Annotated in this window: 25 protein-coding genes; 19 read left to right on the top strand and 6 right to left on the bottom strand. The window is 38.8% G+C overall.

What is annotated here, in order from left to right:
* Window positions 1-34 precede the first annotated feature (34 nt).
* The 5 genes from VGT41_01120 (at window position 35) to VGT41_01140 (ending at window position 2,422) form a co-directional block, all read left to right on the top strand.
* Complete coding sequence (locus VGT41_01120; GenBank protein ID HEV2600874.1) at window positions 35-424, top strand: EndoU domain-containing protein; 390 nt, start codon at window positions 35-37, stop codon at window positions 422-424.
* 10 nt (window positions 425-434) lie between these two features.
* Window positions 435-809, top strand: a complete 375-nt coding sequence (locus tag VGT41_01125) for a hypothetical protein (GenBank protein ID HEV2600875.1) — start codon at window positions 435-437, stop codon at window positions 807-809.
* 115 nt (window positions 810-924) lie between these two features.
* Entirely contained in the window at window positions 925-1,218 is a 294-nt protein-coding gene (locus tag VGT41_01130; protein ID HEV2600876.1) for an EndoU domain-containing protein, read from the top strand.
* 8 nt (window positions 1,219-1,226) lie between these two features.
* Entirely contained in the window at window positions 1,227-1,613 is a 387-nt protein-coding gene (locus VGT41_01135; protein ID HEV2600877.1) for a hypothetical protein, read from the top strand.
* Window positions 1,614-2,023: 410 nt separating this feature from the next.
* Window positions 2,024-2,422: a hypothetical protein gene (locus tag VGT41_01140; protein ID HEV2600878.1), complete on the top strand. Its 399-nt coding sequence runs from the start codon at window positions 2,024-2,026 to the stop codon at window positions 2,420-2,422.
* 10 nt (window positions 2,423-2,432) lie between these two features.
* On the opposite strand, the gene VGT41_01145 is transcribed toward VGT41_01140, so the two are convergent.
* The 4 genes from VGT41_01145 to VGT41_01160 all read right to left on the bottom strand — a co-directional run bounded on the left by VGT41_01145 (window position 2,433) and on the right by VGT41_01160 (window position 9,880).
* Window positions 2,433-3,488 (bottom strand): hypothetical protein, encoded by a 1,056-nt coding sequence (locus VGT41_01145; GenBank protein ID HEV2600879.1) that lies wholly within the window; start codon window positions 3,486-3,488, stop codon window positions 2,433-2,435.
* A gap of 120 nt (window positions 3,489-3,608) precedes the next feature.
* Window positions 3,609-5,684 (bottom strand): M3 family metallopeptidase, encoded by a 2,076-nt coding sequence (locus tag VGT41_01150; protein ID HEV2600880.1) that lies wholly within the window; start codon window positions 5,682-5,684, stop codon window positions 3,609-3,611.
* Window positions 5,685-5,705: 21 nt separating this feature from the next.
* Window positions 5,706-7,784 carry a M3 family metallopeptidase gene (locus VGT41_01155; protein HEV2600881.1) on the bottom strand — a complete coding sequence of 693 codons (2,079 nt, stop codon included), beginning with the start codon at window positions 7,782-7,784 and terminating at the stop codon, window positions 5,706-5,708.
* Between the two features lie 17 nt (window positions 7,785-7,801).
* Window positions 7,802-9,880, bottom strand: coding sequence for a M3 family metallopeptidase (locus VGT41_01160; GenBank protein ID HEV2600882.1), 2,079 nt, complete (start codon window positions 9,878-9,880; stop codon window positions 7,802-7,804).
* Between the two features lie 251 nt (window positions 9,881-10,131).
* Between VGT41_01160 and VGT41_01165 the strand changes: the two genes are divergently transcribed.
* The 6 genes from VGT41_01165 (at window position 10,132) to VGT41_01190 (ending at window position 19,949) form a co-directional block, all read left to right on the top strand.
* Entirely contained in the window at window positions 10,132-12,381 is a 2,250-nt protein-coding gene (locus VGT41_01165) for a hypothetical protein (protein ID HEV2600883.1), read from the top strand.
* A 14-nt stretch (window positions 12,382-12,395) separates the two neighbouring features.
* The gene (locus tag VGT41_01170) at window positions 12,396-13,301 is read left to right on the top strand and encodes a hypothetical protein (protein ID HEV2600884.1); all 906 of its coding nucleotides are present in this window, start codon (window positions 12,396-12,398) and stop codon (window positions 13,299-13,301) included.
* Window positions 13,291-13,548, top strand: a complete 258-nt coding sequence (locus VGT41_01175; protein ID HEV2600885.1) for a hypothetical protein — start codon at window positions 13,291-13,293, stop codon at window positions 13,546-13,548. The genes VGT41_01170 and VGT41_01175 overlap by 11 nt, the downstream gene beginning before the upstream one ends.
* 240 nt (window positions 13,549-13,788) lie before the next feature.
* Window positions 13,789-14,367 carry a hypothetical protein gene (locus VGT41_01180; protein ID HEV2600886.1) on the top strand — a complete coding sequence of 193 codons (579 nt, stop codon included), beginning with the start codon at window positions 13,789-13,791 and terminating at the stop codon, window positions 14,365-14,367.
* Between the two features lie 146 nt (window positions 14,368-14,513).
* Window positions 14,514-17,138: a pitrilysin family protein gene (locus tag VGT41_01185; protein ID HEV2600887.1), complete on the top strand. Its 2,625-nt coding sequence runs from the start codon at window positions 14,514-14,516 to the stop codon at window positions 17,136-17,138.
* Window positions 17,139-17,195: 57 nt separating this feature from the next.
* Complete coding sequence (locus VGT41_01190; protein HEV2600888.1) at window positions 17,196-19,949, top strand: pitrilysin family protein; 2,754 nt, start codon at window positions 17,196-17,198, stop codon at window positions 19,947-19,949.
* A 366-nt stretch (window positions 19,950-20,315) separates the two neighbouring features.
* On the opposite strand, the gene VGT41_01195 is transcribed toward VGT41_01190, so the two are convergent.
* Complete coding sequence (locus VGT41_01195; protein HEV2600889.1) at window positions 20,316-21,218, bottom strand: L-lactate dehydrogenase; 903 nt, start codon at window positions 21,216-21,218, stop codon at window positions 20,316-20,318.
* Between the two features lie 82 nt (window positions 21,219-21,300).
* On the opposite strand from VGT41_01195, the gene VGT41_01200 reads away from it, so the two are divergent.
* The 8 genes from VGT41_01200 to VGT41_01235 all read left to right on the top strand — a co-directional run bounded on the left by VGT41_01200 (window position 21,301) and on the right by VGT41_01235 (window position 25,854).
* On the top strand, window positions 21,301-21,678 hold the full coding sequence (locus tag VGT41_01200) for a hypothetical protein (protein ID HEV2600890.1): 378 nt from the start codon (window positions 21,301-21,303) through the stop codon (window positions 21,676-21,678).
* A 53-nt stretch (window positions 21,679-21,731) separates the two neighbouring features.
* Window positions 21,732-22,391 (top strand): hypothetical protein, encoded by a 660-nt coding sequence (locus VGT41_01205; GenBank protein HEV2600891.1) that lies wholly within the window; start codon window positions 21,732-21,734, stop codon window positions 22,389-22,391.
* A complete protein-coding gene (locus VGT41_01210) occupies window positions 22,382-23,200 on the top strand; it encodes a hypothetical protein (protein ID HEV2600892.1) in 819 nt (272 codons plus the stop codon). The genes VGT41_01205 and VGT41_01210 overlap by 10 nt, the downstream gene beginning before the upstream one ends.
* 33 nt (window positions 23,201-23,233) lie before the next feature.
* Window positions 23,234-23,665, top strand: a complete 432-nt coding sequence (locus tag VGT41_01215; protein ID HEV2600893.1) for a hypothetical protein — start codon at window positions 23,234-23,236, stop codon at window positions 23,663-23,665.
* A 16-nt stretch (window positions 23,666-23,681) separates the two neighbouring features.
* The gene (locus VGT41_01220) at window positions 23,682-24,182 is read left to right on the top strand and encodes a hypothetical protein (GenBank protein ID HEV2600894.1); all 501 of its coding nucleotides are present in this window, start codon (window positions 23,682-23,684) and stop codon (window positions 24,180-24,182) included.
* Window positions 24,183-24,213: 31 nt separating this feature from the next.
* On the top strand, window positions 24,214-24,645 hold the full coding sequence (locus tag VGT41_01225; GenBank protein HEV2600895.1) for a hypothetical protein: 432 nt from the start codon (window positions 24,214-24,216) through the stop codon (window positions 24,643-24,645).
* 56 nt (window positions 24,646-24,701) lie between these two features.
* A complete protein-coding gene (locus VGT41_01230; protein ID HEV2600896.1) occupies window positions 24,702-25,190 on the top strand; it encodes a hypothetical protein in 489 nt (162 codons plus the stop codon).
* A gap of 91 nt (window positions 25,191-25,281) precedes the next feature.
* Window positions 25,282-25,854 (top strand): thioredoxin family protein, encoded by a 573-nt coding sequence (locus tag VGT41_01235; GenBank protein ID HEV2600897.1) that lies wholly within the window; start codon window positions 25,282-25,284, stop codon window positions 25,852-25,854.
* 100 nt (window positions 25,855-25,954) lie between these two features.
* On the opposite strand, the gene VGT41_01240 is transcribed toward VGT41_01235, so the two are convergent.
* Window positions 25,955-26,335: a hypothetical protein gene (locus VGT41_01240; protein HEV2600898.1), complete on the bottom strand. Its 381-nt coding sequence runs from the start codon at window positions 26,333-26,335 to the stop codon at window positions 25,955-25,957.
* Window positions 26,336-26,339: the final 4 nt, after the last annotated feature.

Consider the following 26,339-nt stretch of genomic DNA (forward strand, 5'->3'; position numbering starts at 1 on the left):
ATTTATTAAAGTCGATTATAAGCATATCTTGGGCATGGACTTATCGTTTAGTCGTAAGGGAACTGCAAGCATTAGCGGCTTTCACCTCGATCTTATTAATGCTGTCGAAGCAAGCGGTCTTGTTAAGTTTGTTAATAAAGTTGTGGATAAAACGGGATGCTATAAAGCAGATTTATTTATAGAAGGCGCTCTGGCAGCACAAGGCAAAACATTTTTTCCAGCTCATTGGTCTCGAGAGGATGTAGCTAAGGCAATTTATGAAGCATATGAACGTTGTATGAAAAATTGTGTGAAAAGTGGAAAGTTTCCTGAATTACGGTCTGATGGTAAATTTCTAGTGGAAGGACTTTGCGACGCAGGAATAGAAATACAAATGTGGATAACCAAAAATGGTCTGGTAACTACTGCTTACCCAAAACTATAAAGGCATATACATGAACTTTGTAAAATTAATATATGATGGACGACATTACGGCTATAGAGGAGGAAGTAATTTAGAAATGGATATATTGGGTTGTTTTTTATCGAGTGATGTAGGATGCAGCTCCTCTTCATCGCACAAAAATTGGGTACCTGATGATCGAAGCGGATCTCTTTACAGCAATATAACTTTTGTGGAAAAAGAAGATGGCTGTATATATTTAATCGATCTTTATTCTGAAGAAGATGTTCCCACAAAACTTAAATTGAGCGTTCCACAATTCCTTCAATTACTTGACAATTGGAGTGAGAATGTATGCAAATTAAGACCGCAAGAAGTGGTTATCAAACATGAAAATGATCAATTTATTATTGAAACAAACGACTAATTCTGATCTTGATCAGACATTCATTAAATCACATCCTTGCTATAAAAAAGCACTATCATTATCAATATTAAACATTATTATTGATTAAACACATACAAAATTGCAAAGGAGCAACATGCATAAAATTCAGTATCTCAATAAAGTTATGGGCAAAGGAGAATGCTATAAAGGGGATTTTCTTGTAAATGATACGATGCTAGCTCGGAAAAATTTTTTCCCATCACATTGGACACAAGAAGAGGTGATCAATCGAATTGTTGAAGCATATGAAAATTTTATGCAAAGTGGACAACAACCGTTCCTTGAAAAGGGCGGAAAATATAGAATAAATTCTTTCACAAATGATGGAATAGCAATAGAAATATATATACGAGCCGACACGATAACAGTAGCTTACCCAAGATTTTAGAGGTGTACATGAACTTTGTTAAATTGGTGTATAACGGAAAGTATTACAGTTATGTTGATGTATCAAATATGGAGATGCATAATTTAGGGATTTTTCTATCGACTGATGTTGGATATGATATTGAATTATACAAAAATTGGGCCTCTAATGATACATATCCTTCTGTCTCTGGAAATATCACGGTGGTGGATAAAGAGAATGAAAAGGTCTGTGTGTGTGAGATGTATTCAGACGAAGATGTACCAACTGAATTACTCATTGGTATTCCGCAATTCCTTCAGCTCCTTGATGATTGGAACGAAAAAGTATGCAAATTAAGACCGCAAGAAGTGGTTATCAAACATGAAAATGATCAATTTATTATTGAGACAAAAAATGAGACATCGATTAGTTAATACAACACAAGTTAATTGCATCAACCAATTATTATTACTTAAAAAGGAGGCACAAGCATATGTGCCTCCTTTTGTATTAACAACCCGTCACGATAAATAATCAGCTCTTACAATCCCAAATCTCTAAAGAACGCATCCTGACTTGGCTCTCTTCCTAAAAAGTTGAAAAGCAACTCATTAGGATCCTTACTGCCGCCAGGTTGCAAAATTTCTCGGATATATTTTCTACCAATTTCGCTGTTAAGTAATCCGTATTTTTTAATCTCTCCAAACAGATCATACGCAAATACATTGGCAAACAGATATCCTCAAAAGTAGTCCCTCCTTACCTCTATTTTAACATGCAACAATTTAATGAGCTTGAAGCATCAGAACAGACTAACGTTATAAAAACAGTCAAAGAACATCTCATGAAACAACCCGGAGTTAAACAAGTCTGGTATTATACAGAACTTGAACAAGCATGCTTTCATGAAAATCAACTAGAAAGTTATTTTAAAAATCAGTTTTACCCAGGCCGTAGCGGGCAGATTATCATCCAAACCGATCCTTATAACATATTAACTGAATTCAAAACAGGCGCTTCACATTGCACGCCGTATGAAGCAAATACCCATGTACCGCTGATTATTTACCAAAAAGGTGTGTACGAAAAACAAGCAGTGAATGAGAAAGTTTCGACAACGCAACTGGCAAACACCGTTGCTCATATATTGAATATATCAAAACCTTCTGCATCCACTGCGCAGTTATTACCGGGAATTACTCGTTCCGCTGACAAGCAAACTGTAAGTGGTTTACCTGTCTAAAATTATCCTTTTAATAAGAATATTGAGTAACTTTTCCATACTCCACTCCACCGATCTTCTCATATTTGGCGGTGGGTACCAATTTCATACTCTTTCTTATAATGCGAAAGCTAGGCCACCAATTATTATTATCCGCAGGGTTTTTTACCGGCACGACGGATAATTCAAAGTATTTTCCTACTGGAAGAGTATAGAAAGTTGGTGAAATACCCCAATATTCTCCTTTATCATTCAACATTGTTTGAGTAAACCCAAGCGATTCTCCCGTTTCAGGATTCTTTCCCCACGCTTCTCCCACTTTTACCCCTACGGCGCGCACAGAAGAAAAACCTGTAGAAAGGCGATGCTGCCTATCAAACCCAGCTACTCCGGGAGTCAAAGAAAACACCTCTCCGTTTTCTCCCACTGTCATACTATATATCGCAGCAGGTACAGATTTTTCGACGGGACCATGGCTCGTCTCCCATTTTGATTTGACCTCAACTGGCATCATATTACGAACCACCATATCTATCGGAGCATCATATTTACCCACTTTGAACCTCGGTTCAACTATGCTCTCATAGCGAGCACCCTTCTTCAGCTCTACCTCCTCTCTTTCGATATCAAATTGCAGCCACCAGTTATTATTATCGGCAGGATTTTTTATAGGAACAGCCAATAATTGAAAATACTCTGCCACAGGAAGAGAATAGAAAATTTTTTCTGTTCCCCAATATTCTCCCTTTTTATTAAGCATTTTTGCCGTGAAGACAAGCGGCTCACCCGTTTCCGGATTTTTACCCCACACATCCCCTACCTTTGCTCCCACAGCATGGACATCAGAAAACCCATGGTGAGAACGCCACGTCTCAAAACTATTTACACCAGGCGTTACTACACTTGTTCCTTTTTCTGATGCAGTGGTATACACTGCCGCTGGTAGATACCTTCTGTAATAATCACCCCGACATTCTGCCCTCACATACATTTGCACTGGTATAGTATTAAGTACTATTGTTTTGTAATCCGCATTACTCCATCGCGCTACAAAAAACAATCCAAACACCAGCAACTTTTTTGTCATCTTTCGCTCCTTTTTGACAAGATAAATATATTATTCATTGAAGCATGGTAGCAAAATAATAATCTCGTTTTCAAACATTGAATTATTTTCTACTAACCGTTCATCATCAGCAATAAGCTCTTACAACCCCAAATCTCTAAAGAACGCATCCTGACTTGGCTCTCTCCCTAAAAAGTTGAAAAGCAACTCATTAGGATCCTTACTGCCGCCAGGTTGCAAAATTTCACGAATATATTTTTTACCAATTTCGCTGTTAAGTAATCCGTATTTTTTAATCTCTCCAAACAGATCATATGCAAATACATTAGCAAATAGATATCCATAATATTGCGGGCCATACCCATTAAGATGCCCGAATGAGGCATACATATGATTCTGTTCCACATATTTGGTCATAAGCATTGATTCGTACAAAGTACGATAAATAGCTTGCACATCCTTATCTGCACCTGCTGTAAAATAATTGAGTGAAAGTTGTGATAAAAATGCCTGAGTTAAAACAGAAAGTCCTGAACCAAAATTCTTAAGTTGCTGGATTTTTTCGATCAATGCATCCGGAAGGGATTCACCTGTTTTATAATGGCAAGAGACTTTACGTAAAATATCCGTATCCCACAACCATAACTCCAACATTTGTGATGGCATTTCTACAAAATCAGTTTTAACATGCGTTCCTGAAGATCCAGCAAGTTCTGTTCGACCCAATATATAGTGAATTGCATGTCCAAATTCATGAAAAAACGTTTTCACAAAATGACGATCCAATAATGACGGTTTATCAACGGTTGGTCGTGTAAAATTCGCAACTACCAATGCAACCGCTGGAGCATCTTCACCAGATTTATTTGTAATCGCAGGAACTATTCCCATCTTACATGCGTGCGAATATTTATTAGGACGCGGGAATAAATCTAACAACAAATATCCCAATAACTTTGTGCGCGCGGGTGATTCGTACATTTCAATGAGTTGCACTTCCTCATGCCACAATCCAGAAATAGGAGCTACCACAAACTCTATTCCCAAAAACTGTCGATAGACATCAAGCAAACTTTCAATTGTTTGCTCCATCGGAAAATAATTTGCTATCTCCTGTTCATCCACAGCTAGGTATTCTTTTTTATACTGATTATTCACAAAACTACTATCCCAATGATACAACTTCCCATCGGCCGTTAACGTTACCGATTCTGGTAACACTGATAATAGCTGCGCAAATTCCTGCTTCGCCTTTTTAGTGGAACGAATAATGAGCTCATCCAAAAATTGCTGCGCCCGTTCAGGAGTTTTAATCATCGCATCATCGAGCGTAAGATGGGCATAACTTGGAAATCCAAGTAACTGCGCAAACGCATCCCGCTTTGCGATCATTTGCTTAAGCGTTTGTTCATTGGCTGGATAAGCTCGATTATTAAATGTAATATACAAGCGCTCTCTTGTTTGAGCAACTGCACAATTATCCATCACTTTCATATAGGTTGGATAATCAACACCAAGAATATAAAAACCATCTTCATCACGCTTAAGCGTTGCAATAAAATCATCGTCGAGCCCAACCAGCTGCTCACGTGTGGCCACAATAGTGCTACTATCACCCGCTATAGCAGCAGAAAACTGCTGTGATAACTCTACAAGTTCTTTTTTAAGCTGGACTATTTGCGCACGTTCATCTGCCGGTAAATCATGCCCCGCACGTTTGAAATCATCCAACGTTTCTTGCAAATAATAGTTCTGTTCTGGCGTTAATGCTGTTTCTTTTTGCATCGCATCATATGATTTTAATGCTAAATAGAGCGGCACATTATCACTAACCTGCACCACTCTAAATTCTTTCATCGCACGAACAGCTTTTTGCGCTGCTTCGCGCAATGCATCATCAGAAGCTACTAATGTTAATCCATAACTAGTCGTGAAAGTAAGCGCCAAATCAGATGCGCCGATAATATAATCAAATGCCGCTACCGTATTTTCAAAGGTACGCTCACTGTCTGGAATATTAATAATATCCTGAAGAGCTGCGCATGCTTCCCTTTGCACCCGCTCTACCCGCTCATTAAGCTCAGCCACTGTTTTGGGAAATAATATTGCAATGTCTTCGCGCGATTTAACCGAATGCATCATATCAGTTGTACCCTGTAATACCGCCATCTGCGCAACTGCTGCTGCGCATACTCCTAACATAGTTGTTTGTTTCATATCTCTTCCTTCCTTCTGTTTTTAAATTCCTAAATTTCTGAAAAACGCATCCGAATTTGGCTCTCTTCCTAAAAAGTTGAAAAGTAACTCATTCGGATCTTTACTCCCACCCGGTTGCAAAATTTCTTTAATGTATTTTTTGCCAATTTTGCTATTGAGCAACCCACCTTTCTTGATTTGTTCAAACAGATCATACGCAAATACACCCGCCAAAAGATATCCATAATATTGCGGTCCATATTCTGTTAAATGACTGAACGATGCATAATGGTGATCTTGTTCCACATCCATGAACATAGGAAGGATCCGTCCATTAAGCGTATGAGATATCTCTTGCACATCTTTATCAGCACCTGCGGCAAAATAATCAAGGGAAAGTTGTGAGCCAAGCGTCTGGAATAACACGAAAAAACCTGAATTAAAATTCTTCAGCTGCTGAATTTTTTCAATCGACTCATATGGCAATGGTTCACCTGTTTTATAATGACAAGAAACTTTACGTAAGATTTCTGCATCCCATAGCCATTCTTCTAGCATTTTTGATGGCATCTCCACAAAATCTAACTTAACATGCGTACCTGCGCACACCGCTAGTTCTGTTCTGCCTAATAGATCGTGAATTGCATGACCAAATTCATGGAAAAACGTACTGACAAACCACCGACTCAGCAAAGATGGCTTATCTGCAGTTGGCCGGGTAAAATTGGCAACCACCACCGCAATTGCTGGCGTATCTTGCCCAGATTTGCTGATAACCGCAGGTATGAGAGTTTCCATACAAGCATGAGAATATTTATTTGGACGCGGAAACAAATCTAACAATAAATATCCTAATAACTTTTTACGCTCTGGCGATTCATACATCTCAACCAAACGCACCTCTTCATGCCACAGTCCAGAAATTGACGCAGAAACAAACTCGAGTCCCAAAAACTGTCGATAGACATCCAACAACCCTTCAATGGTCTGTTCCATCGGAAAATAGTCCGCTATCTCCTGCTCATCAACAGCCAAGTGTGTTTTTTTATACTGATTTAGTACAAATCCACTATCCCACGGCTGCATCTTGCCATCTGTAGTAAGCGTTACAGATTCAGGTAAATCTGATACCCGTGCTGCAAATTCCTGTTCCGCTTTTTTAGTTGCACGAATCATCAGTTCATCTAAAAATTGCTGCGCTCGTTCAGGGGTTTTAATCATTGCATTATCAAGAATAAGATGTGCATAACTTGCAAATCCAAGCAATTTTGCCAATTGATCTCGTTTGGCAATCATCTGCTGTAATGTCTGCTCATTTTCTGGATAGGCACGATTATTAAAAGCTGTATACAGCTGTTTTCTTGTGTCAGCAATTGTACAATTCTGCATCACATTACCGTATGTTGGATAATCAACACCAATAATACACCGCCCCACATCATCCCGCTTTACATTCGCTATAAAATCATCGCTCAGCCCTGCAAGCTGCTCTTGCGTTACGTAAATCCTGCTTGCATCACTCGCTATTGCAGAAGAAAACCGCTGACATAGCTCCACCAGCTCTTTTTTGAGTTGGACAATTTGCGCACGTTCTTCTGCTGATAGATCATGTCCTGCTCGTTTAAAATCAGCTAAACATTCTTTTAAGTAATAATCTTGCTCCGCTGTTGTTTCTCCCCGATTGTTACTTGCATCGTAGGTTTGCAATGCGCGACACAAATCCACGTTATCACTAATCTGCACGACTTTAAATTCCTCTAATGCACGCGCAGCTGCTTTTGCAGCCTCACGTAATTCATCATCAGCAGCAACTAACATTAAAACTTTTGCTATCCAAAGATGTATTGCAAAATCAGATGCGCCAATAATGTAATCAAACGCCGCTACGGTATTTTCAAAAGTGCGCTGCTCGTCTGGGATTTGAATAATTACATCCAGCGCTTGTTGCGCCTGCTGTTGTACATCCATTATGCGCTCGTTAAATTCTTGCGCCGTTTGGGGAAACAGCGCTGCAATATCTTCACGCGATTTCACGCGGTGCATCATATCGGTTGCCCCTTGCAACACTGTCATCTGCGCAACTGCCGCTACGCAAAAGCCTAATAGTGTTATGTGCTTCATAATTGGCAACTCCTTTATTAAATACCTAAATCTTTAAAAAATGCATCTTGACTTGGTTGGCGACCCAAAAAGTTATACAACAACTCGTTCGGATCTTTGCTGCCACCTGGTTGTAAGATCTCGCGAATATATTTTTTTCCAATCACTGAATTTAATAAACCTTGTTTTTTAATCTGTTCAAATAAATCAAGCGCATACACTTTTGACCACATATAACCATAATACTGTGGACCATAATCAGTTAAATGACCAAACGATGAAAACATATTGTTGTTATCAACATATACAAACATAGGAAGCATTGATGCATACAGCGTACGGAATATTCCTTTTACATCCTTATTGGCACCCGCTTTGTAATAATCAAGAGATAACTGCGCATAAAATGCTTGCCGTAACGCATGCACGCCCGTATCAAAATGCTTTAAATTTTGAATTTTAGAGATGAGTTCATCAGAAAGTGGTTTACCTGTTTGATAATGAGAGGATATTTTACGTAAAATTCCCGCATCCCATAACCATTCTTCCAGCATTTGTGACGGCATCTCTACAAAATCCATCTTAACACTTGTACCAACCTGACGTGCAAACATCGTCCTACCAAGCAATTCATGCAACGCATGACCAAACTCATGAAAGAATGTTGCCACAGAATTTCGGTCAAGTAATGCTGGTTTACTTGCTGTTGCACGGGTAAAATTAGCTACAACAAGCGCAAGTCCTGGTCCACCACCAATCACACTTGGTACAATCCCCATTTCACAAGCATGAGAGAATTTATTCGGACGGGGGAACAGATCGAGCAACAAATATCCCAGCAACTGCTTTCTATCCGCTGCTTCATATACTTCAATGAGTTGCACCTCAGAACTCCACAACCCAGAAATAGGAGCAGTAACAAACTCTAAGCCCAAAAATTGTCGATAGACATCCAAAAGTCCTGCAACCGTTTTTTCCATCGGAAAATAGTTTGCGATCTCCTGTTCATCCACAGCTAAGTTATTTTTTTTATACTGGTTACTCACAAAACCATAATCCCATGGATTAATTTTACCATCAGCCGTTAATGCTACCGATGATGGTACATTACTCACAAGAGCTGCTGATTCTTGTAGCGCTTTTTTAGTTGCACGCACGATTAATTGATTTAAAAATTGTTGCGCCGCTTCCGGATTTTTGACCATAGAATTATCAAGCAGTAAGTGCGCATAACTTACAAATCCAATTACTCGTGCAAGCTCATCACGTTTTGCAATAATTATTTTAAGCAATTGTTCATTCGCAGGATATGCACGATTATTATACTGCTCATATAACCGTTTTCTTGTATCAGTCACCGTGCAGTTTTCCATTACTTTTGTATAGGTTGGACCGTCAACACCAACCACGTATAACCCTGCATCATTACGTCTTAATGCCGCTATAAAATCTGCATCCAGTCCTGCAAGCTGTTCTTGCGTTGCGGCAATAGTACTTGCATCCGTTGCAATGTTCACCGCAAACTGCTGCGTTAATTGCGCTAACTCTTTTTTAAGCTGAATAACTTTTGCACGATCAGGCCCATCAAGATCAAGTCCTGCCCGCTTATAATCTGCTAACGTTTCTTGTAAAAAATAGCGCTCACCAGCATTCAATAATGAAACATTTTTATTTATATCATACGTTTTTAACACATTATACAGCTGCGCATTATCAGATATATACACCACGATAAATTCTTTAAGATCAATGTCCGCCTTTTCCGCCGCTTGACGCAATGCATCATCTGGACACACCAATGTTAACGTATGTATAACATTGGTGGTAATCATTAAATCAGAAAACGCCGAAGCACGATCAAATGCTAATGCGGTATTTGCAAAAGTACGCTCTGTATCAGGAACCGCAATAATTGCATCAATATCCTTTGCTGCACTTTTTTTTGCATGCTCTACTAATTGATTAAGTTCTATTACTGTTTTAGGAAAAAGCGCTGCAATATCTGCACGCGACTGAATTACATTGTTCATATCACCCCGATCAGAAATTTCACCATATAATAAAACACCGCCTATCATCATAACCCCAAATGCCCCCACTACATATATCATCTTCATATCGTCACTATCTCCTTTATGTATAAAACATGAACTTCCCAATCAGAGCAGCAGTATATCAACAAAGCAGTCTCAAGGGAAAAGGTCGGAATTTATTGCATCACCTATATTGATTTTTCATCTCACTTAAAGTTAAAAAATCTCAACGCAATCAATACACTTTTTCATTCTAATGCCAACAGATTGCATTTCCAATTTCCTTCATGCTTTACTGCAAAAAAATAGATATAACGGTAGCAATAAAGCGGATCATGATACATAAAAAGATACTCATTATTTTTTGGTTTTTAGCAGGCATAACATCTTTTGCACACTTAAAAGCCACCGATCGATCAGATTGGGAAAATTATAAACTTTGTTGTGAAGGTAACATTCCCCCTGAATATACAGCACATCAGCAAGAGATCATTCATGCAATTGAATATGAAATAAATATTGAGATTGAGTATGAAGTTCATTCTTTTGAATTTCCCCAAAATTGTGATTATCCACCACATACTAATGAACATACTCCTGCATATCCATCATCATATTCAGACAACAATAGTCAGTCCAGTTTTTCACTATGCATAGGATCACTACCACCAAATATTCCTTATCATCAACCAGTCAGAGATCGATTGTCCAGGCTCTCGGCGAGTTTTAAAGATCCTGAACTTACTAACGTGATGTATTACCACAAAGGATGCGCATCATGGGATCAACACAAATATTGGGATGCTGCATTCAAATTATTTGGCGACTGGTGCCCAAAAAACTTACAACTAAAGGCACCCGTTGAATACCAATATGTATACACAATGGGGTCCCATAAAGCGTACATTCACAATGAGCACCGCTATAAAATTATGCAACAATGGGGCTTATATGATCATGCAGGTTTTTGGGATTTTTTAAAAAGTAACTTTGATTACAACGATTGGATCCTAAATCTGGATAACAAGTTAAAACAGAACCCAGATTTGCGTGAAAAACTATCTCAAGATGCAAGAGACAAAATAGGCTCTCAAGCAACAAAAATAGGACTAGCGCAAGCAAAGGTAATGCAAACACAACGGCATGAAAAAATGCAGATGAATTTTGTTGAGCAACTCCCTGATTATGATGATGGCATTGTGTATGATCAAGAACTTCAAGAATTTTGCGATGCTTACGAATATGGCATTAGCAACCATTTTGAACGGCGACAAAAAGCATACGAAGATGTGCAACAAAATGGGGCTATATATGCCACACGCGCTTATCAAGTTTCAAAAGAGGCACGCAAGCTGGTTAGAACACATATAAAGCCGTGGACTCTTGAGGGTCACTATGTTAGCTGTTATGGCAACCAACTTCAACAAGCCGCCCATCAAGATTGCCTCTATCTTTTAGACAAAGCTGTAGAAGCTCATCAAGACTCATTCATGAAAAAAAATGAGGAAGCGCTCGTACAAACCATTGATGCTGCACGTGAATACAATCATGTTGGTCATACAAAAAAAGCATTTCATATCATCGATTTTTGTTATTCATTATTGGACTATAGCAATGCCATTGTTGAAGGCATAGAACAGGGAATTACTGGAGCAATAGTTGATAGCGTCATGCATCCCGTACAGACCAGCTTATACTTAGTAGCTGGCAAATATGTACTAGGATATCAACTCTGTAAACTAGCTTGTAACGTTCTTGATATTGCATACACCGATTTTTACGATCCTGTAAAAGGAAAAGAAAAATGGGACACCTTTATTGAACCCATTGACAACCTTATAAATGCATTTATTTCATCAGAAATTTCTTCACGCGATAAAGTAAAAACAACTTCACAACTCATGACGCAATGGCGAGCGCATGGTCAACTGACAAAAGGGCTCGGTGGCTTATTTGCCAAGGCAAAAACCAGTGTACTTGCTTGGATGAAAAAAAATCCTCTTGCCCCTCCTGAAGGTTTTTTAGCGACACCAGAAGGAGTTCTTTTTAATGCATCTCATGATGTTGGTAAGAGTGGGGGAAAGCCGCAAAGAGTATTGGCGAATGCTCGTAAAAAGGCTGCTAAAGGAAAACAGGAAAAGAAATGCACTCCAGTTCAAACATATGAACAAGCTCGTAATGAAGTGCTTGAAATACTGAAAGATATTGATTGGAGTAAATCAAAACCACATGTTGGTAAAGTAGGTGGTAATTCTAAAAACATTACAAAAAATTTAAAAGGACAAATTACTGGTCGATCTTTCCATGATGATAAGGTTACTGTGCGTGTGGATTGGGATCCAGATAAAGGTGCACATATTAATATTACGGATTGGAGACTTGGTAGAGGAGCGAATGGTCAATCAATTGTAATTCAATTTGAAGGAGGTGAACAAGATGTGTTAAATTTATGTAAAAGTTTTAATACAAAAGCATCTCTTGAAGCTGCCCTTACTATCTTTAAACAAAGCGCACAAAAGAATCATAGTGAAGATATAATGCATCTACAAGCATTAGCTCTCAAAAAATATAGAACAACTATTTAACAAGGCATTTACTAATGGATCCTAGAATAAATTATAGTGAGTTTTTTCGAGATTTCGTAGAAATATCCAATGCTTCAATTATGTCAATTGAATATGGACAACATCTAGATAACCTTTTTGAACAAATGTGTCCAAAAACTAGCTGGGGTAGGGTTAATTGGTCACGGTTTTATAAAAAAACTGAACCTTCTTTTGATTATAGTACACTCATTCCTAATTTGCTTTTATTATTTGGTCATGAGTTTGATAGGAATGTTTATGTCTCTTGGAGTACATATGCTCCTGTTATAAAAACTACTCTTGATAACATTATAAAATATGAAGATTACTTTGATGCTGCTGTTCCTTTTGAAAAATTTATATTTAATCCTACCGCTAATTATGTTATTGAAATAAAAAGTTCAATGGAAGTTACCGCCGGAATACCTCCTATATCTCATAAATTTTTCCAAGCAGAAACATACATTGATCCTAAAATTTTGGATCATAACTCTTTATTTAAAAAGTGCATTGATACCCTCAATGTCACATTGTTACCGCCTGAAGAAGAAAAACAACTTGATGTCTGGTTTAAAAATAATATACCAATAACGCGATGGGGACGCATCGATTGGGAATTTTTTAAAGATAATGATGTTATAGGAGCTTCACCAAAAAGCATTCGGTCCAAAGTAAGTAAATTATTCGATTTAAGAGGGCCTCTTACCAATACAACAGCATATATTGAATGGAGCACAATTGGCATTCCGATAATAAAAACAAATCTTGAAACAATTGCACGTCACTTTGATGTAATAGCTTCAGTGTCTTTTGAAAAATTTATATTTAATCCTGATATTGGATATGTTGCAGAAATTTGTGACACAGAAGATACTATTATCGCACGCATACCTAAAAAAGAGTGTTTGTATGGACTATAGAAAAACTTATGATGTGTTACTAAATGACTATATCAAACTTTCACATGCTACAATTATATCATTTAAAGATGAAATATCAGATTTTGCACAAGAAGCGATTTATACTATCGATTTTAATGACCCTGATTCTGCAATAAAACCAAAAGATTCAAGCATTAATTTGGATGTTACTCCTTATGTGATAATAAAAGTCTTTAAAGCACTCAAGAACAATGACTTTCCTGAGTACCTTGATTATTGCGCATGAAGGTTTACAAATTTTAACAAGAGCATTACATGTTGTGCCGTCTTGTAACGCAGTGCAAGATATAGCCCACCGTCATCGCGAACAAAACATAAGCGTAATACGGCAATCCACACTATAAAATAGGTAATATATTTATGGAGTCCAGCGCTGATTTTTTTGATTCAAGGCATGACAAAGTTAAAAAAACGCCGTAGAATACTAGTTAAATAATATTCCTTATCCAATACATATGGAAACTCAATGCAAAAAACTATAGTTACAGTACTATTGTTATCAGTGACAGCCTCCGCCTATTGCCTAAGACCACCTGATGATTATGTACCGATGCCCCCCATCCTACCAATGCCTGTTCCGATCCTGCCAGTTGCCCCAGCTGCAGTTCCAGCCCTTGGTGTGAATTCGAACACACCAAAGATCACCCTATCTGATCTTAGCCATAGCGCTACTATCATCAATGCTCTCAACAAAGTTCGTAAAGGAGAGCTCTCCATTTCAGAAGCTCAGCAATACCTTAGAAACCAATTGTATCCCCAGCCTAGAGCGGTTGCCCGAAAAGAAACATCGTCAGAAGATGTACCTATGCCGTATACTAAAGCGGCTTTTATGCTATCGGCAGCTGGATCTACTTACCTCTGCGGTCGGCACTACTTAAACTACGATCCCTCTGGCACAGCTATTATAGCTTTTACATGCATTACGGGCAGCACATTATGTATAGGGACGGGTGTTCTTGCTGATACTTTAGCATATGCTCTGCGACAAAAAAGCCCCAAAAACACGGTCCCAGGGAATGCCACTAAAAAAGCTTTAGACGAATAAATCAATTCATCGTCAATAAAATTCCTATGCCTCGATAACTAAGCATATATTTGTGCTGATTATCGAGGCATATAATTTTTTACATATTTGAATCTCACGGTACATTAGTTACCATATAATAATCGAATTCCAATATGGTAAAAAATATGAATACACCTGTCATAAAACATACACTCGATAATGGCCTTACTCTTTTAATCTTGCCAATCAACACCATTCCAAAAGTATCCACGCAACTATGGATTGCTGCCGGCTCTGCTGATGAAAAAACGGGACAGCGAGGAATCGCACACCTACTTGAACATCTTCTTTTTAAGGGCACACAACGCCTTTCAGAAACTGATATTACCCATTTGGTAGATAAGCTTTCTGGGTACTGCAATGCGATGACATCTCATGATTACACCGTCTACCTCTTTGATTTTCCTCGTCAACATTGGACCACTGGTTTTGATTTACTTGCAGATATATTCAATAACGCACGCTTTGAACCCGATCTTTTAAATTCTGAACTGTTTGCGGTTCTCCAAGAACTCAAGCTGTATAAAGATGATTACATCACCACTTTAGAAGAAGAAATCATCGGCATGCTGTTTGCCGGACACCCCTATCATCATCCGATCATTGGATACAGCTCTGACCTCTGGCAGATGACCTGTGCCAATATTGCTCGTTTTTATAAAACCCATTATGTACCAAATAATGCCACGTTGGTTGTGGTAGGAGATGTACAGCCCGATGAAGTCATTGAACAAGCAGAAAAACATTTTGGTCCTTTAGCTTCTAAAACAATTGAAATCACGCACCGCTATTTGCCTGCAAAAGATACCGTACAGCAATCTATAACCCTGTATCGAGATATTGATCAATCATCAGGTATTATCTGTTTTACCATTCCTGGCCTGCGTGAGAAAAAAAGTTACTATCTTGATCTTTTGCTATGGGTCATTGGCAAGGGAAAATGCTCACGTCTGTATAAAAAAATAGTGGATGAACATCAATGGGCTGCAGATCTGGACACATATATTTATGACACCTTTGATAGATCTGTACTCTTTATTTCATATGAACCAATCGACAACACGTTAATCCCCAAAATAGAAAAAACTATCATTGCAGAGCTACAGCTCATTTACCAGATCGGCCTTACCGATAATGAAGTAGAACGAGCAGTACGGCAACTACACAAAGAACATACTTTGTCCATGCAAGAAATAACGATACTAGCAGAGAAAATCGGTCTCTCTTATTTAGCAACCGGAGATGAACAATTCATTTTTACGAGTATCGCAGAAACTGATCTTGCGCGCATTAAAAAAGAAATAGAAATCATCGTAAAAACTCATTGTAGACCAATTTTTGCAAATAGTGGACTGCTGATGCCTTTTGCAAAAGGAGATTTAAAACAGTGGGAAAAAGAACAACATAAAACAGATACATTTGACAGCAAAATGCATGCTAAGCGGTTACGCACGTCAATGCTAGAAGAACCAAATTACAGCCACACAATCACTGCTCAACCGGCAATCCCGTTTACCTTTCCTCGCTGCCATCAAACGCAACTTGCAAACGGACTTGATGTACTTTGGTATGAAAAATCAGACACCCCAATAATCTCCATCGTACTTGACCTCGCAGCAGATTATTTTTTTGATCCGAGCACAAAACAGGGTCTTTATAATTTCCTCTCCCGCATGTTAATAGAAGGCACTCGTAACTACAACCAAGAGCAACTTGCGTATGCATTTGAACATGCTGGTGCTGACATGCACATAGAAGCTGGGCGTATCACCATACAAACAGTACCAAGCTCTTTAAAAACAATATTAAAACTACTCAATGAAATTCTCACTGCATCCACATTCTTAGCTGAGAACGTAGAAAAAGTACGCACTCAAATTTTAACGGAAATTAAGCAGTACTGGGATGATCCATCAGAATATATTTGGCAGTATACTCATGAGCATATTTATAAAAATCATCCCTATGCAAAAAATGAGCTTGGAACCATCAAAAGCGTACAGTCAATTACTCGAGACGATCTGATTGATTTTTACACCCGCTATATTAGCCCACAAGGCGCAGCACTATGCATTGTTGGTGATATTAAAGAATACGACATTCCATCATTGTTAGAAGAATCTCTGGGCACCTGGCATGGCCCCATGATTACCCCGCTATCATTTCCAGCAATACAACAATTACAAAAAAATGAATATCTCTATCCGCTCAACCGGGATCAAATTGTATTGGGATTTGCAGGGGCTTCTGTCTCTCGCACCGATCAGCGATATGACGCACTGGCTCTATTCGATCATGTTTTGACCGGAGGAGTACAAGGATCCATGGGGTCAAAACTATTTTCTCTCCGCGAACAATCAGGACTGTTTTATACAATAGGTGGCTCCCTGATTCAAGATGCAGATGAACAGCCGGGTATGATTTTTATTAAAACAAATGTATCAATTCCCGTGCTATCACAAGCGGAACAACTTATTGAAAGCACTCTGGATCATGCAATAGACAGCTTTACTGATAATGATTTAATACGCGCAAAAAACGCTCTCATCAATGGGCTGATTGATTACGCCAGTTCCACTCAAAGTCTAGCATTATCTTTCCTCCTACTCAGACGATACAAATTAGGGGCAGACTATTTTGATAAACAACCAGAACACCTGTCTACCATTTCTCTATCTGAAGTAATAGACGCAGTGCGTAGTATCTTATCAACAGATAAACTTATTAAAATTAAAATTGGAAAAGTATAATATATATTTGTATGGTAAACAGTATTCTCTTAACTTTTTGTCTACAGAGGAAGTAATATGAAGAAACTTATCGTAACGCTCGCCATGCTTTTATCCATCTCTCACTCGTTATTCGCACGGCGACACAAAAAAATAGATCATAAAAATACCATAGAGGTCACCATGGAAACAATTTCACAGTCAGTTAAAAAATATGCACTTGATAACGGTATGACCGTTTTAGTACTGGAATCACATCAAATACCAATCGTTTCGATACAAATATGGTATAACGTTGGTTCAAAAGATGAACAAACTGGAGAGAAAGGAATTGCACACTTAATTGAACATATGATTTTTAAAGGAACTGCAGGAGAATCATCTCTCAATTTGGCAGAATCAGATATCAATTTGATCGTGCGCACACTATCTGGCAGCTGTAACGCATTCACTACACAAGATTTTACGGGTTATAAATTTGATCTTCCAACACAAAACTGGCAACAAATTTTACCAATCATTGCAGATTGCATGACCAACTGCGCATTTAAGGATGATCATCTTAACTCTGAAATGAAAGCGGTCATTCAAGAACTAAAAATGCGTAAAGATAATTACCTATCAAGCCTTGCTGAATCAATGATTACTGCAATGTTCCCTGATCACCCATACCATTATCCAATTATTGGATTCAAACAAGATTTGTGGAACGTTAATGGACAAGATTTAAAACAGTTTTACCAAAAACATTATGCTCCTAACAATGCAACATTAGTCGTTGTTGGCGATGTAAAAGCAGATGAAGTAGCACAACTAGCAGAACAATATTTTGGCCATATTCCCACTGACACCAGCTACACCCGACCTGAATTTTACTTAAACAAAGATATTTCATCTAAATCAGTAACCATCTACCGAGACGTAGCACAACCGACAGTGCTACTCGGATACACAGTCCCTGGACTCACAAATCCATCTTCCCATATTATTGAATTACTCTCCTGGGTTATAGGACTTGGCAAAGGATCACGTCTGTATAAAATATTGGTTGATGAGCAAAAATTAGTAACGTCTCTTTCTGCATATCATTGGGATATTTTATTTGATCACAGTGTTTTCTTTATTCTTTTTGAGCCAAAAAATATCGATGCTACACAAGAAATTATCGATATTATTCAAGATGAACTTGATGACTTAACTAAAAATGGTGTGACCGATCAGGAATTAAAACGAGCAATCAACCAAACAAAAATGCGGCTTTATTCAACATTAGAAAGTACCGACGACCAGGCTTTTGATATCGGTAAATTCTTTTTAGCAACCGGCAACGAAAATTATATTTTCAATTATATGAACGATGCGCCGGAAACAATCAAAAAAGAGATGCACTCTATCTTAAAACAATATTTTAGGCCATCGGTAACGCATAAAGGCATGGTACTGCCAATTCCAGAGGAAGAAAAATCATACTGGGTTGAACTACAACAAGCATCTGACGCACAAGATAAAGAAATTTTATTCGCTCGCGAACGCACATCTCCGTTGGAAGATCCTTCGTATGCATTATCTGTACATTCAAACAAAACAAAACAATTTTCGTACCCTAAGGCTAATACATACACAACCGATAATGGCATCACCATCTTTACATATCACAATCCAAAAACTCCAAAAATAAACATCTCCCTTAAATTTAAAGCACAGGGCCATTATGACCCAGTAGAACAACAGGGGCTGTATAACTTTGTAGCTCAAATGATGTCTGAAGGCACAAAGAACTTCAGCGCAACTGCATTGGCACAAGAACTAGAAACGCGCGGCATGAGCCTTAGTGTATCTCCAGGATCCATTTCACTGAGCATGTTAAACAGCGAACTAGAACGAGGACTCGAGTTGTTGCTTGAAATTCTTACTAACGCAACATTCAACGAAACAGAAATAGAAAAAATTAGAGATCAAATCCAATCAGAAATCAAAAACTTCTGGGACAACCCCTCATCATTTGCAGGCCAACTCATTCGAGAACATGTTTATCAAGGACATCCATACAGTAAAAATCTGACCGGTAAAGCGGAAATCATAGAAACAATTTCACAGCAAGATTTAATCAATTGCTACCGCAGTTTCATTGTTCCTGATCAAACACGTATCGCTATCGTTGGTGATCTTGCTGGATATGATGTCCAAAAGCTCATTCAAGAGAAACTAAAATCGTGGACAGGCAAAGCCGTTGAAACTATTCAGTGTCCGGTACTACAAACTCCTGAAAGCAAGCAGATCAATTATCCAATCAATCGCGATCAAGTTCTTTTATGCTTTGCTGGCTTATCAATCAACCGTACCCATCCTGATTACGATAAATTGATAATCTTTGATCAGATTCTTGGCGGTGGAGCTTTAGGTTCGATGAGTTCACGACTCTTTAAATTACGTGAGCAAAGCGGCCTGTTTTACTCTATCAATGGTTCTCTCACTGCTGCCACTGACAAAGAACCCGGCATGGTTTTAGTGCAAACATTAGTCTCTCTTGATCGACTACAAGAAGCTGAACAGGCAATTATTGAAACATTAAAACACGTTGCTGACCAGATTACTCCACAAGAGTTTGAAGAAGCAAAACAAGCATTAATCACTGCTTCAGTACAATATTTTGAATCTAACAGTAAAATCGCATCCGCATTTTTATTCTTAGATAAATATAACTTCCCTGCTGATTATTTTGATACACGCGCTGCTAGACTAGAAAAGATCAGCATCGCTGATGTACAAAAAGCCGTACGCAACATTTTAAAAACTGATTTGCTATCCGTGTTCAAAATAGGACGTGTGTAACAAGGTCACGCCCATACTGGGCGCACAATTTCTGGATTACCATATTTCGCCTCACGAAGCTTTGATATGCAGTTTAGCTTCATATGGCTCCTGGCATGGCCCTTCGTAGCCAACCGAAGGTTGCGTAGTAGGGCTACATTTCGCTTACGCTCCATTCATAATGACGGTGAGCAATGCTTTATGTTCTGAATCAGGTGGCAGTGAAGGTAGATGACATCTTTGAAAAGTAAAACTATGAAGTAGAGATAAATATTATTAGCACTACTGACATTCTCCAACCGTCATTGTGAGCGAAGCGTAGCAATCCAGAAATAAATGCGCCGAAAAGGCGCAACAGATGGTTTCTTTATTTGGAGGTAACTCATATTATTTACACAGCACTCGCAACTGCTCAGCAGATTCTTGCAATAAAGCTCGTTCTTTAAAATCTAAAGGAGTTGGAATAATACGTTCAACTCCTTTAGCTCCTATTACCGCAGGCATACTCAAACAAACGCCAAATTCTTCCTGATAATGGGATACCGGCAATACCCGTTTATGATCAAAAATAATTGTTTCGCATAATGCTGCCACACAGGTCGCAATTCCATAATACGTTGCACCTTTACATTGAATAATTTCATAAGCACGATCACGAGCAGTGCGCGGAAACTCATCAAGATCCTGCGCTGTTATGCCTGGAAATTGCGCAATTGGAATACCTGCAATGTGTGATATCGATTGCGCAAAAAACTGCGAGTCACCATGCTCCCCTAAAATGTATGCATGCACCGACTGCTCCGCAACATTCGCTTTTTTTGCAAGCAAATTTCGTAAACGTTGTGAATCTAAAAATGTTCCAGAACCGATAACTTGATTACGAGGCAATCCAGAAATATCCTGTATAAGAAATGTCATTAAATCTACTGGATTAGAAATAACAACAATGACTGCGTTTGGATTAAGCTTACCCATGCTACTCATAATCGAATTAATAACTGCACGATTTGCATGTAACAATTCTACCCGCGACTGTCCTGGTTTTTGTGCAATGCCCGCAGCGATAATAATAATATCTGCAGATCCCGCCTCTTGAATAGTCGCTGCACGCACATTTGATGTTACAGAAAATGAAAGTGCGTCTGATAAATCCAAAATTTCTCCATGACAGCGACGCTCATTAACATCAACAAGTAATAATTCAGTGACAATATTTTTCATGATGATTGCATATGCTGCTGTAGATCCCACTGCACCCGCCCCAATAATAGCGATTTTACCGTAATTCATTCACAATCCTTTTCTTTAGATTTATACTATACGTACGATTTATCTTTGTAATATATCATGAACTTATCAATCAGGAATCCACATGAACAAAACATTAATAATCTCATTCTTCTGTATATCTTCTATAATGATGAAAATCAATGGTGCAGCGCCATACGATCCGACGCAACAACCGCTGCAACAGGCAATTGGCCGATGCGATGCTCCAGCGGTGGTAGCATGTTTACAAGCAAATCCACGCGTTACTACAGCCACGATGCAGACCTTGCATAAAAAAATCGCACAAGTGCAGCAAGCCACAGCGAGTATCAACACTTTCTTAACAGCATCCGGTCCTCGATTAGATCGACAGCAATTGAATGAGCTACAGGCAATGACACAAACGGCCGAATACTGTAATCGTGCTATCAGTACCATGCTTCCCCTGCTTACACGTGCATATAAAGCAACAGTAGAGTAATAATACTGTAATTCACAATCCTTTTGGTTAGATTTATGCTATCGGAAATCCACATGAACAAAACATTAATAATCTCATTCCTCTGTATATCTTCTATAATGATGAAAATCAATGGTGCAGCGCAATACGATCCGATGCAACATCTACTGCAACGAGCAATTACCCGATATGATGCTCAAGCAGTTATAGCACATTTACAAGCGAACCCATACGTTACTGGGACCACTATAGATGTGTTGCATCAAGAAATTAAAAGCATACAACAAAGGAACAATAATTTTTCAGCACTCTTGCCATTCTTGCCTAGTCTAAATGACCATGAAGTTAATACAGTAGAGCAAATGGGAGAATGGCTCACAACGCAGAATAATGCTATAGATATAATGTATCGCCCTCTTCTAGATGCATATAACGATTCAATACAAAAAGGGAGCCTATTACAACAATATGACGCGTTTTTCAAAAGACTTTTATCCTATCCTAAACTAAATAAACTCTATCCTAAACGCTATTCTAAACTCAGTAAACGCACATTGCATGCAGCATGTAAAGCGCAAATAGATATCTGCCTAGAGGAGCACTATGCTATACAGACAATGCACTCGCCACTAATGAATGCACCTAGAGCATCAACGGCATCATTTCCTGAGAGAGGATCACAATATAGAACGAAGCAGTTGACTAACAAGATACAAATGAAACCATGCAGCTAAATAACGAAATCATAAACAACTTTCAAGATCAAATATGGCATTTTTATAAAAATAATGGACGTCAGTTTGCATGGCGCAATATCGACAATCCCTATGCAATTTTTATTTCTGAGGTAATGCTACAACAAACACAAACACAGCGGGTTGAAACTAAATTTGAACAATTTATGGCAGAACTTCCTACCTTTGCAGCGCTTGCTACAGTATCTACGCGAGATCTGTTAACAGTATGGCAAGGGCTTGGATATAATCGTCGCGCACTGTATTTGCAAAGAAGCGCACAAATCATTGCGCAACAATACGCAGGTATTTTACCCAATGATCCAGAAATACTCGTCACACTCCCTGGCATTGGTAAAGCAACGGCGGCCTCTATTTGCGCATTTGCGTTTAACACACCCACCATATTTATTGAAACAAATATTCGCACGGTGTTTATTCACAGTTTTTATAAAAATGAAATAGATATTTCTGATGCGCAACTTATGCCGCTTATTGCTGCAACGGTCGATTGGGATAACCCGCGTGAATGGTATTATGCACTGATGGATTTCGGCGTGTATCTGAAAAAACAATATCCTAACCCCAATAGAAAAAGCGCTCATTATGCAATACAATCCCGTTTTAATGATTCCGATAGGCAAATTCGCGGAATGATTATTAAACTGCTGACCATGCAAAAATCAGCCACGCTTCAAGAGATAATTATGCATACGCAGAAAGATCCGGAACGTGTCGAAAAAATTATTACCGGATTATGCAAAGAAGGATTTATTGCCTGCAACAAAATGATATACCACATAGTATAGAATCTTTATAACCTCTTTATCACGGGACTTTTTATGAAAAAATCTATCTTTATACTACTTTTATCACAAATGACAATGATATCTTTCTGTGCTGCACCACAACGTTGGAGTGCACAAGAATCTTTAAACAAAGGCCTCGAAACAGGAAGTACCGGGATGATTCACAATGCCGTCGTACACGGCGGTGCTCGCGTCGATCAGCATACTCTCTATAGGCTTACCACTCTATTCATTGAACGCAATGCAAAAAAAGATTATGTATTGCCACGAGACGTAAAAGAATTGTGGCAGACGAGGGTGTTACTTACAGAAGCAGAAGCATTACAATTTGCTCAAAAACTCCTTATAGAATGGAAGCAAGCCTCTGCCTCAGGAAATCCACAATTGCTTGCTCAATGGTGCGAAAAAACATCTCGAGAAGACAAACGAGCTATACCATTTTTACATATCTTAATGCAACCCTAAATAGAAAGATTGCCTCATGAAACAACTATTGTTTGTATTACTATTTCTTTTTTCCCTTACACAAATAAAAATCACCTGTGCTGCTGCAGAACTGCCAAGGAGGGACCCACTACTAGATGCTGTCTACCGTGCGGATATAGCAGAGGTGCAAGAATATATTCGCCTCGATTGGCCAGTGACTGGGTACGTGGTTTCACAAGCCAAAAGTAACCGGGCCCTCTGCGGCGGAACATCTGAGAAAATATACTGCGCACTCGCCGAAACAGAGCAACGCCAATTTGAAAGACGACTGACACAGGAATATGAACACATGCATTATGAATACATCCATCATGACGGCCCAAGCAAACTCCTCCCATGGTATATAGATCGGTGCAAAGACGAACGCGCAGAGGAATTCTTGATGAATACTTTCATCCCGCCTGTTTCAAAAATAGGTGCACGGCGAAAACCACCGCTTTACGGGACAAAGAAACGGCTGCGAATGACTAACCCTCCAGACGAAAATAAAGAATAAGGAAACACATACCCATTATTGAAGATAAGCAATGAATATGTACATATTACTTTTAATTTTCTTATTACCTAGCTCAGTATTATTTTGCGCAGCACCTGAGGACGAACAGCATCAACAATACCTCAAGTTCCAAGCTGAATACCTATCTTTTCTGGCGCCCAAACCTCCATATGGGCTACAAGGAGCACTGTTCTTTAAGCAATGGTATCGTCAGCAGGGCAAACGCGCGCAACCTATATTAGATCACTGGATACGAGAAGATTATAAATGCGTTAGTCCCAGAAGAATATTGGTGACCAATTGGTATCACGAATATAATCACCACAAAACTGGTGATGCTGAAAAAGTAATGCGCCCGTGGTACGCAAGTCGCTGTGCGCAAGATCCACGATTTGATTATCTGATAAGCATTTGGATACAACAAGATCAAGATGATTTCATCCGTATGCTCAATGGATACTAATGCACCATATAATCACAACTAATTACCAAACAACCAATATAAGGATGATACATATCATGAAACTATATCCCCTCTTACTTACGCTCTGCATCCTACAAAATGCCTCCATATCATTTTGTGCGGCAGCTGATCCGCAAGAGACATTACGCCTTGCAATTAGCAACTCAATTGTTCCTGAGGTAGAAGAATGTTTACGCAGGAATCCTGAAGTCAGTGCAGTGATTGCACATCATTCTAAAATGATAGTGGGTTTTTGGAAGCGGCGACACTTAATGATAAAAAACAATCCAGAACAGTATAGACCAGAAGATCTACGCCAGACTATTATACGCATTAGTGCATCGCGTGATGTTGACGATATGATATATAATTGCCACCGTGAAACATATCGTCGTGAGCTTTACCGAATGCAGCAATGTCTTCTGACCCATCATCCAAAACAGTATGAAGCATGGCATAGTGCAATGGAACAAATACCCCTTGCTGCAGAGCTTCTTGCAGGTATGAACGATCCTGCAGAAAAACGACGGCGCCTCAACGATTAATGTACACGACGCAAAAACCTTGCAATCTCAGCATTTAAAAATCTATGCTGAGATAAAAATAGGTTCTCTTTTTTTATGTGAAAGGATTGTTATGGCACCGTCAAATAGAAATATGCTTTTAATTGGAGCAATTGTCTTTGTTACTTCGATTGGTTATTACATGCAATGGCGTACAACATGCGTTGTTCCTAGCTGTCCAAAATGCCCACAAGCTGCACAGTCCATTGCAACTATCCCCTCGGACGAAATCGTAACAGCACAAGCCTCAACTGAACCAGTCAAACCAGCCCCTGTTGCTGCTGAAATCGCAACAGAAACAGCACCGGCTGCTCAACACGGTGTTACAATGATCACGACGCAGCAAGAATTTGACCAATTAATTGCAGCAAATGATAAGCCCGTTGTTTTTAAAATATTTGCCCCTTGGTGCGGACCATGCAAAGGCATGAAGCCAGTCTTTGAAAAAGCAGCGCAAGAATTTGGCGATCGCATCACCTTTGTTGAAATTAATCAAGATGAATTTGATAATGCTGATGCGCTCAACACCCCATCAATCCCTGCAATTATCGGCTATAAAAACGGAAAAGAAGCAGCCCGACTTGTAGGAAGCCGCTCGTTACCGGAATTAAAAAAGGAACTTACTGCGCTGATTTCAGCTGAATAATTAATCAGATAATGCAGATTTATTTCTGAATCAACAAAAAGAGGGACATTCGCATGTCCCTCTTTTTATTCTTATGAACAAAAGTTTTAAATTTTGTATATTATCGTGTAGCAGTAACAGTAAGCATTAGAACATCTAAATGTTCCCCTTGCTCATTTGTTTCTTCACCAATACACAATGTACCTGGTTGACCCCAAGCCATTACCATTGTTGGCTCTGAATAAATAACTTCTTGTCCATTTTCGTCAGTACCAGAGATACACATAGCTACCGCTACTTCTTCTCCTAGATCCTGAACAGTTGCTTTGATTGCAAAACCATCTTGTTGGCAAGACCATGTTCCCGTTGCTTCATCAACTGTCACTACCTCTCTTACCAGCTCTTGATTCAATACACTCAACTGTATATCAAGATTAATTGCTGCTTGTGCAACCATTGAAGACAATGCTGCCATGCAAACCAACATGAATTTATTCATCATAATC

It is taken from the genome of Candidatus Babeliales bacterium, assembly GCA_035944115.1.
Classification (GTDB): domain Bacteria; phylum Babelota; class Babeliae; order Babelales; family Vermiphilaceae; genus DASZBJ01.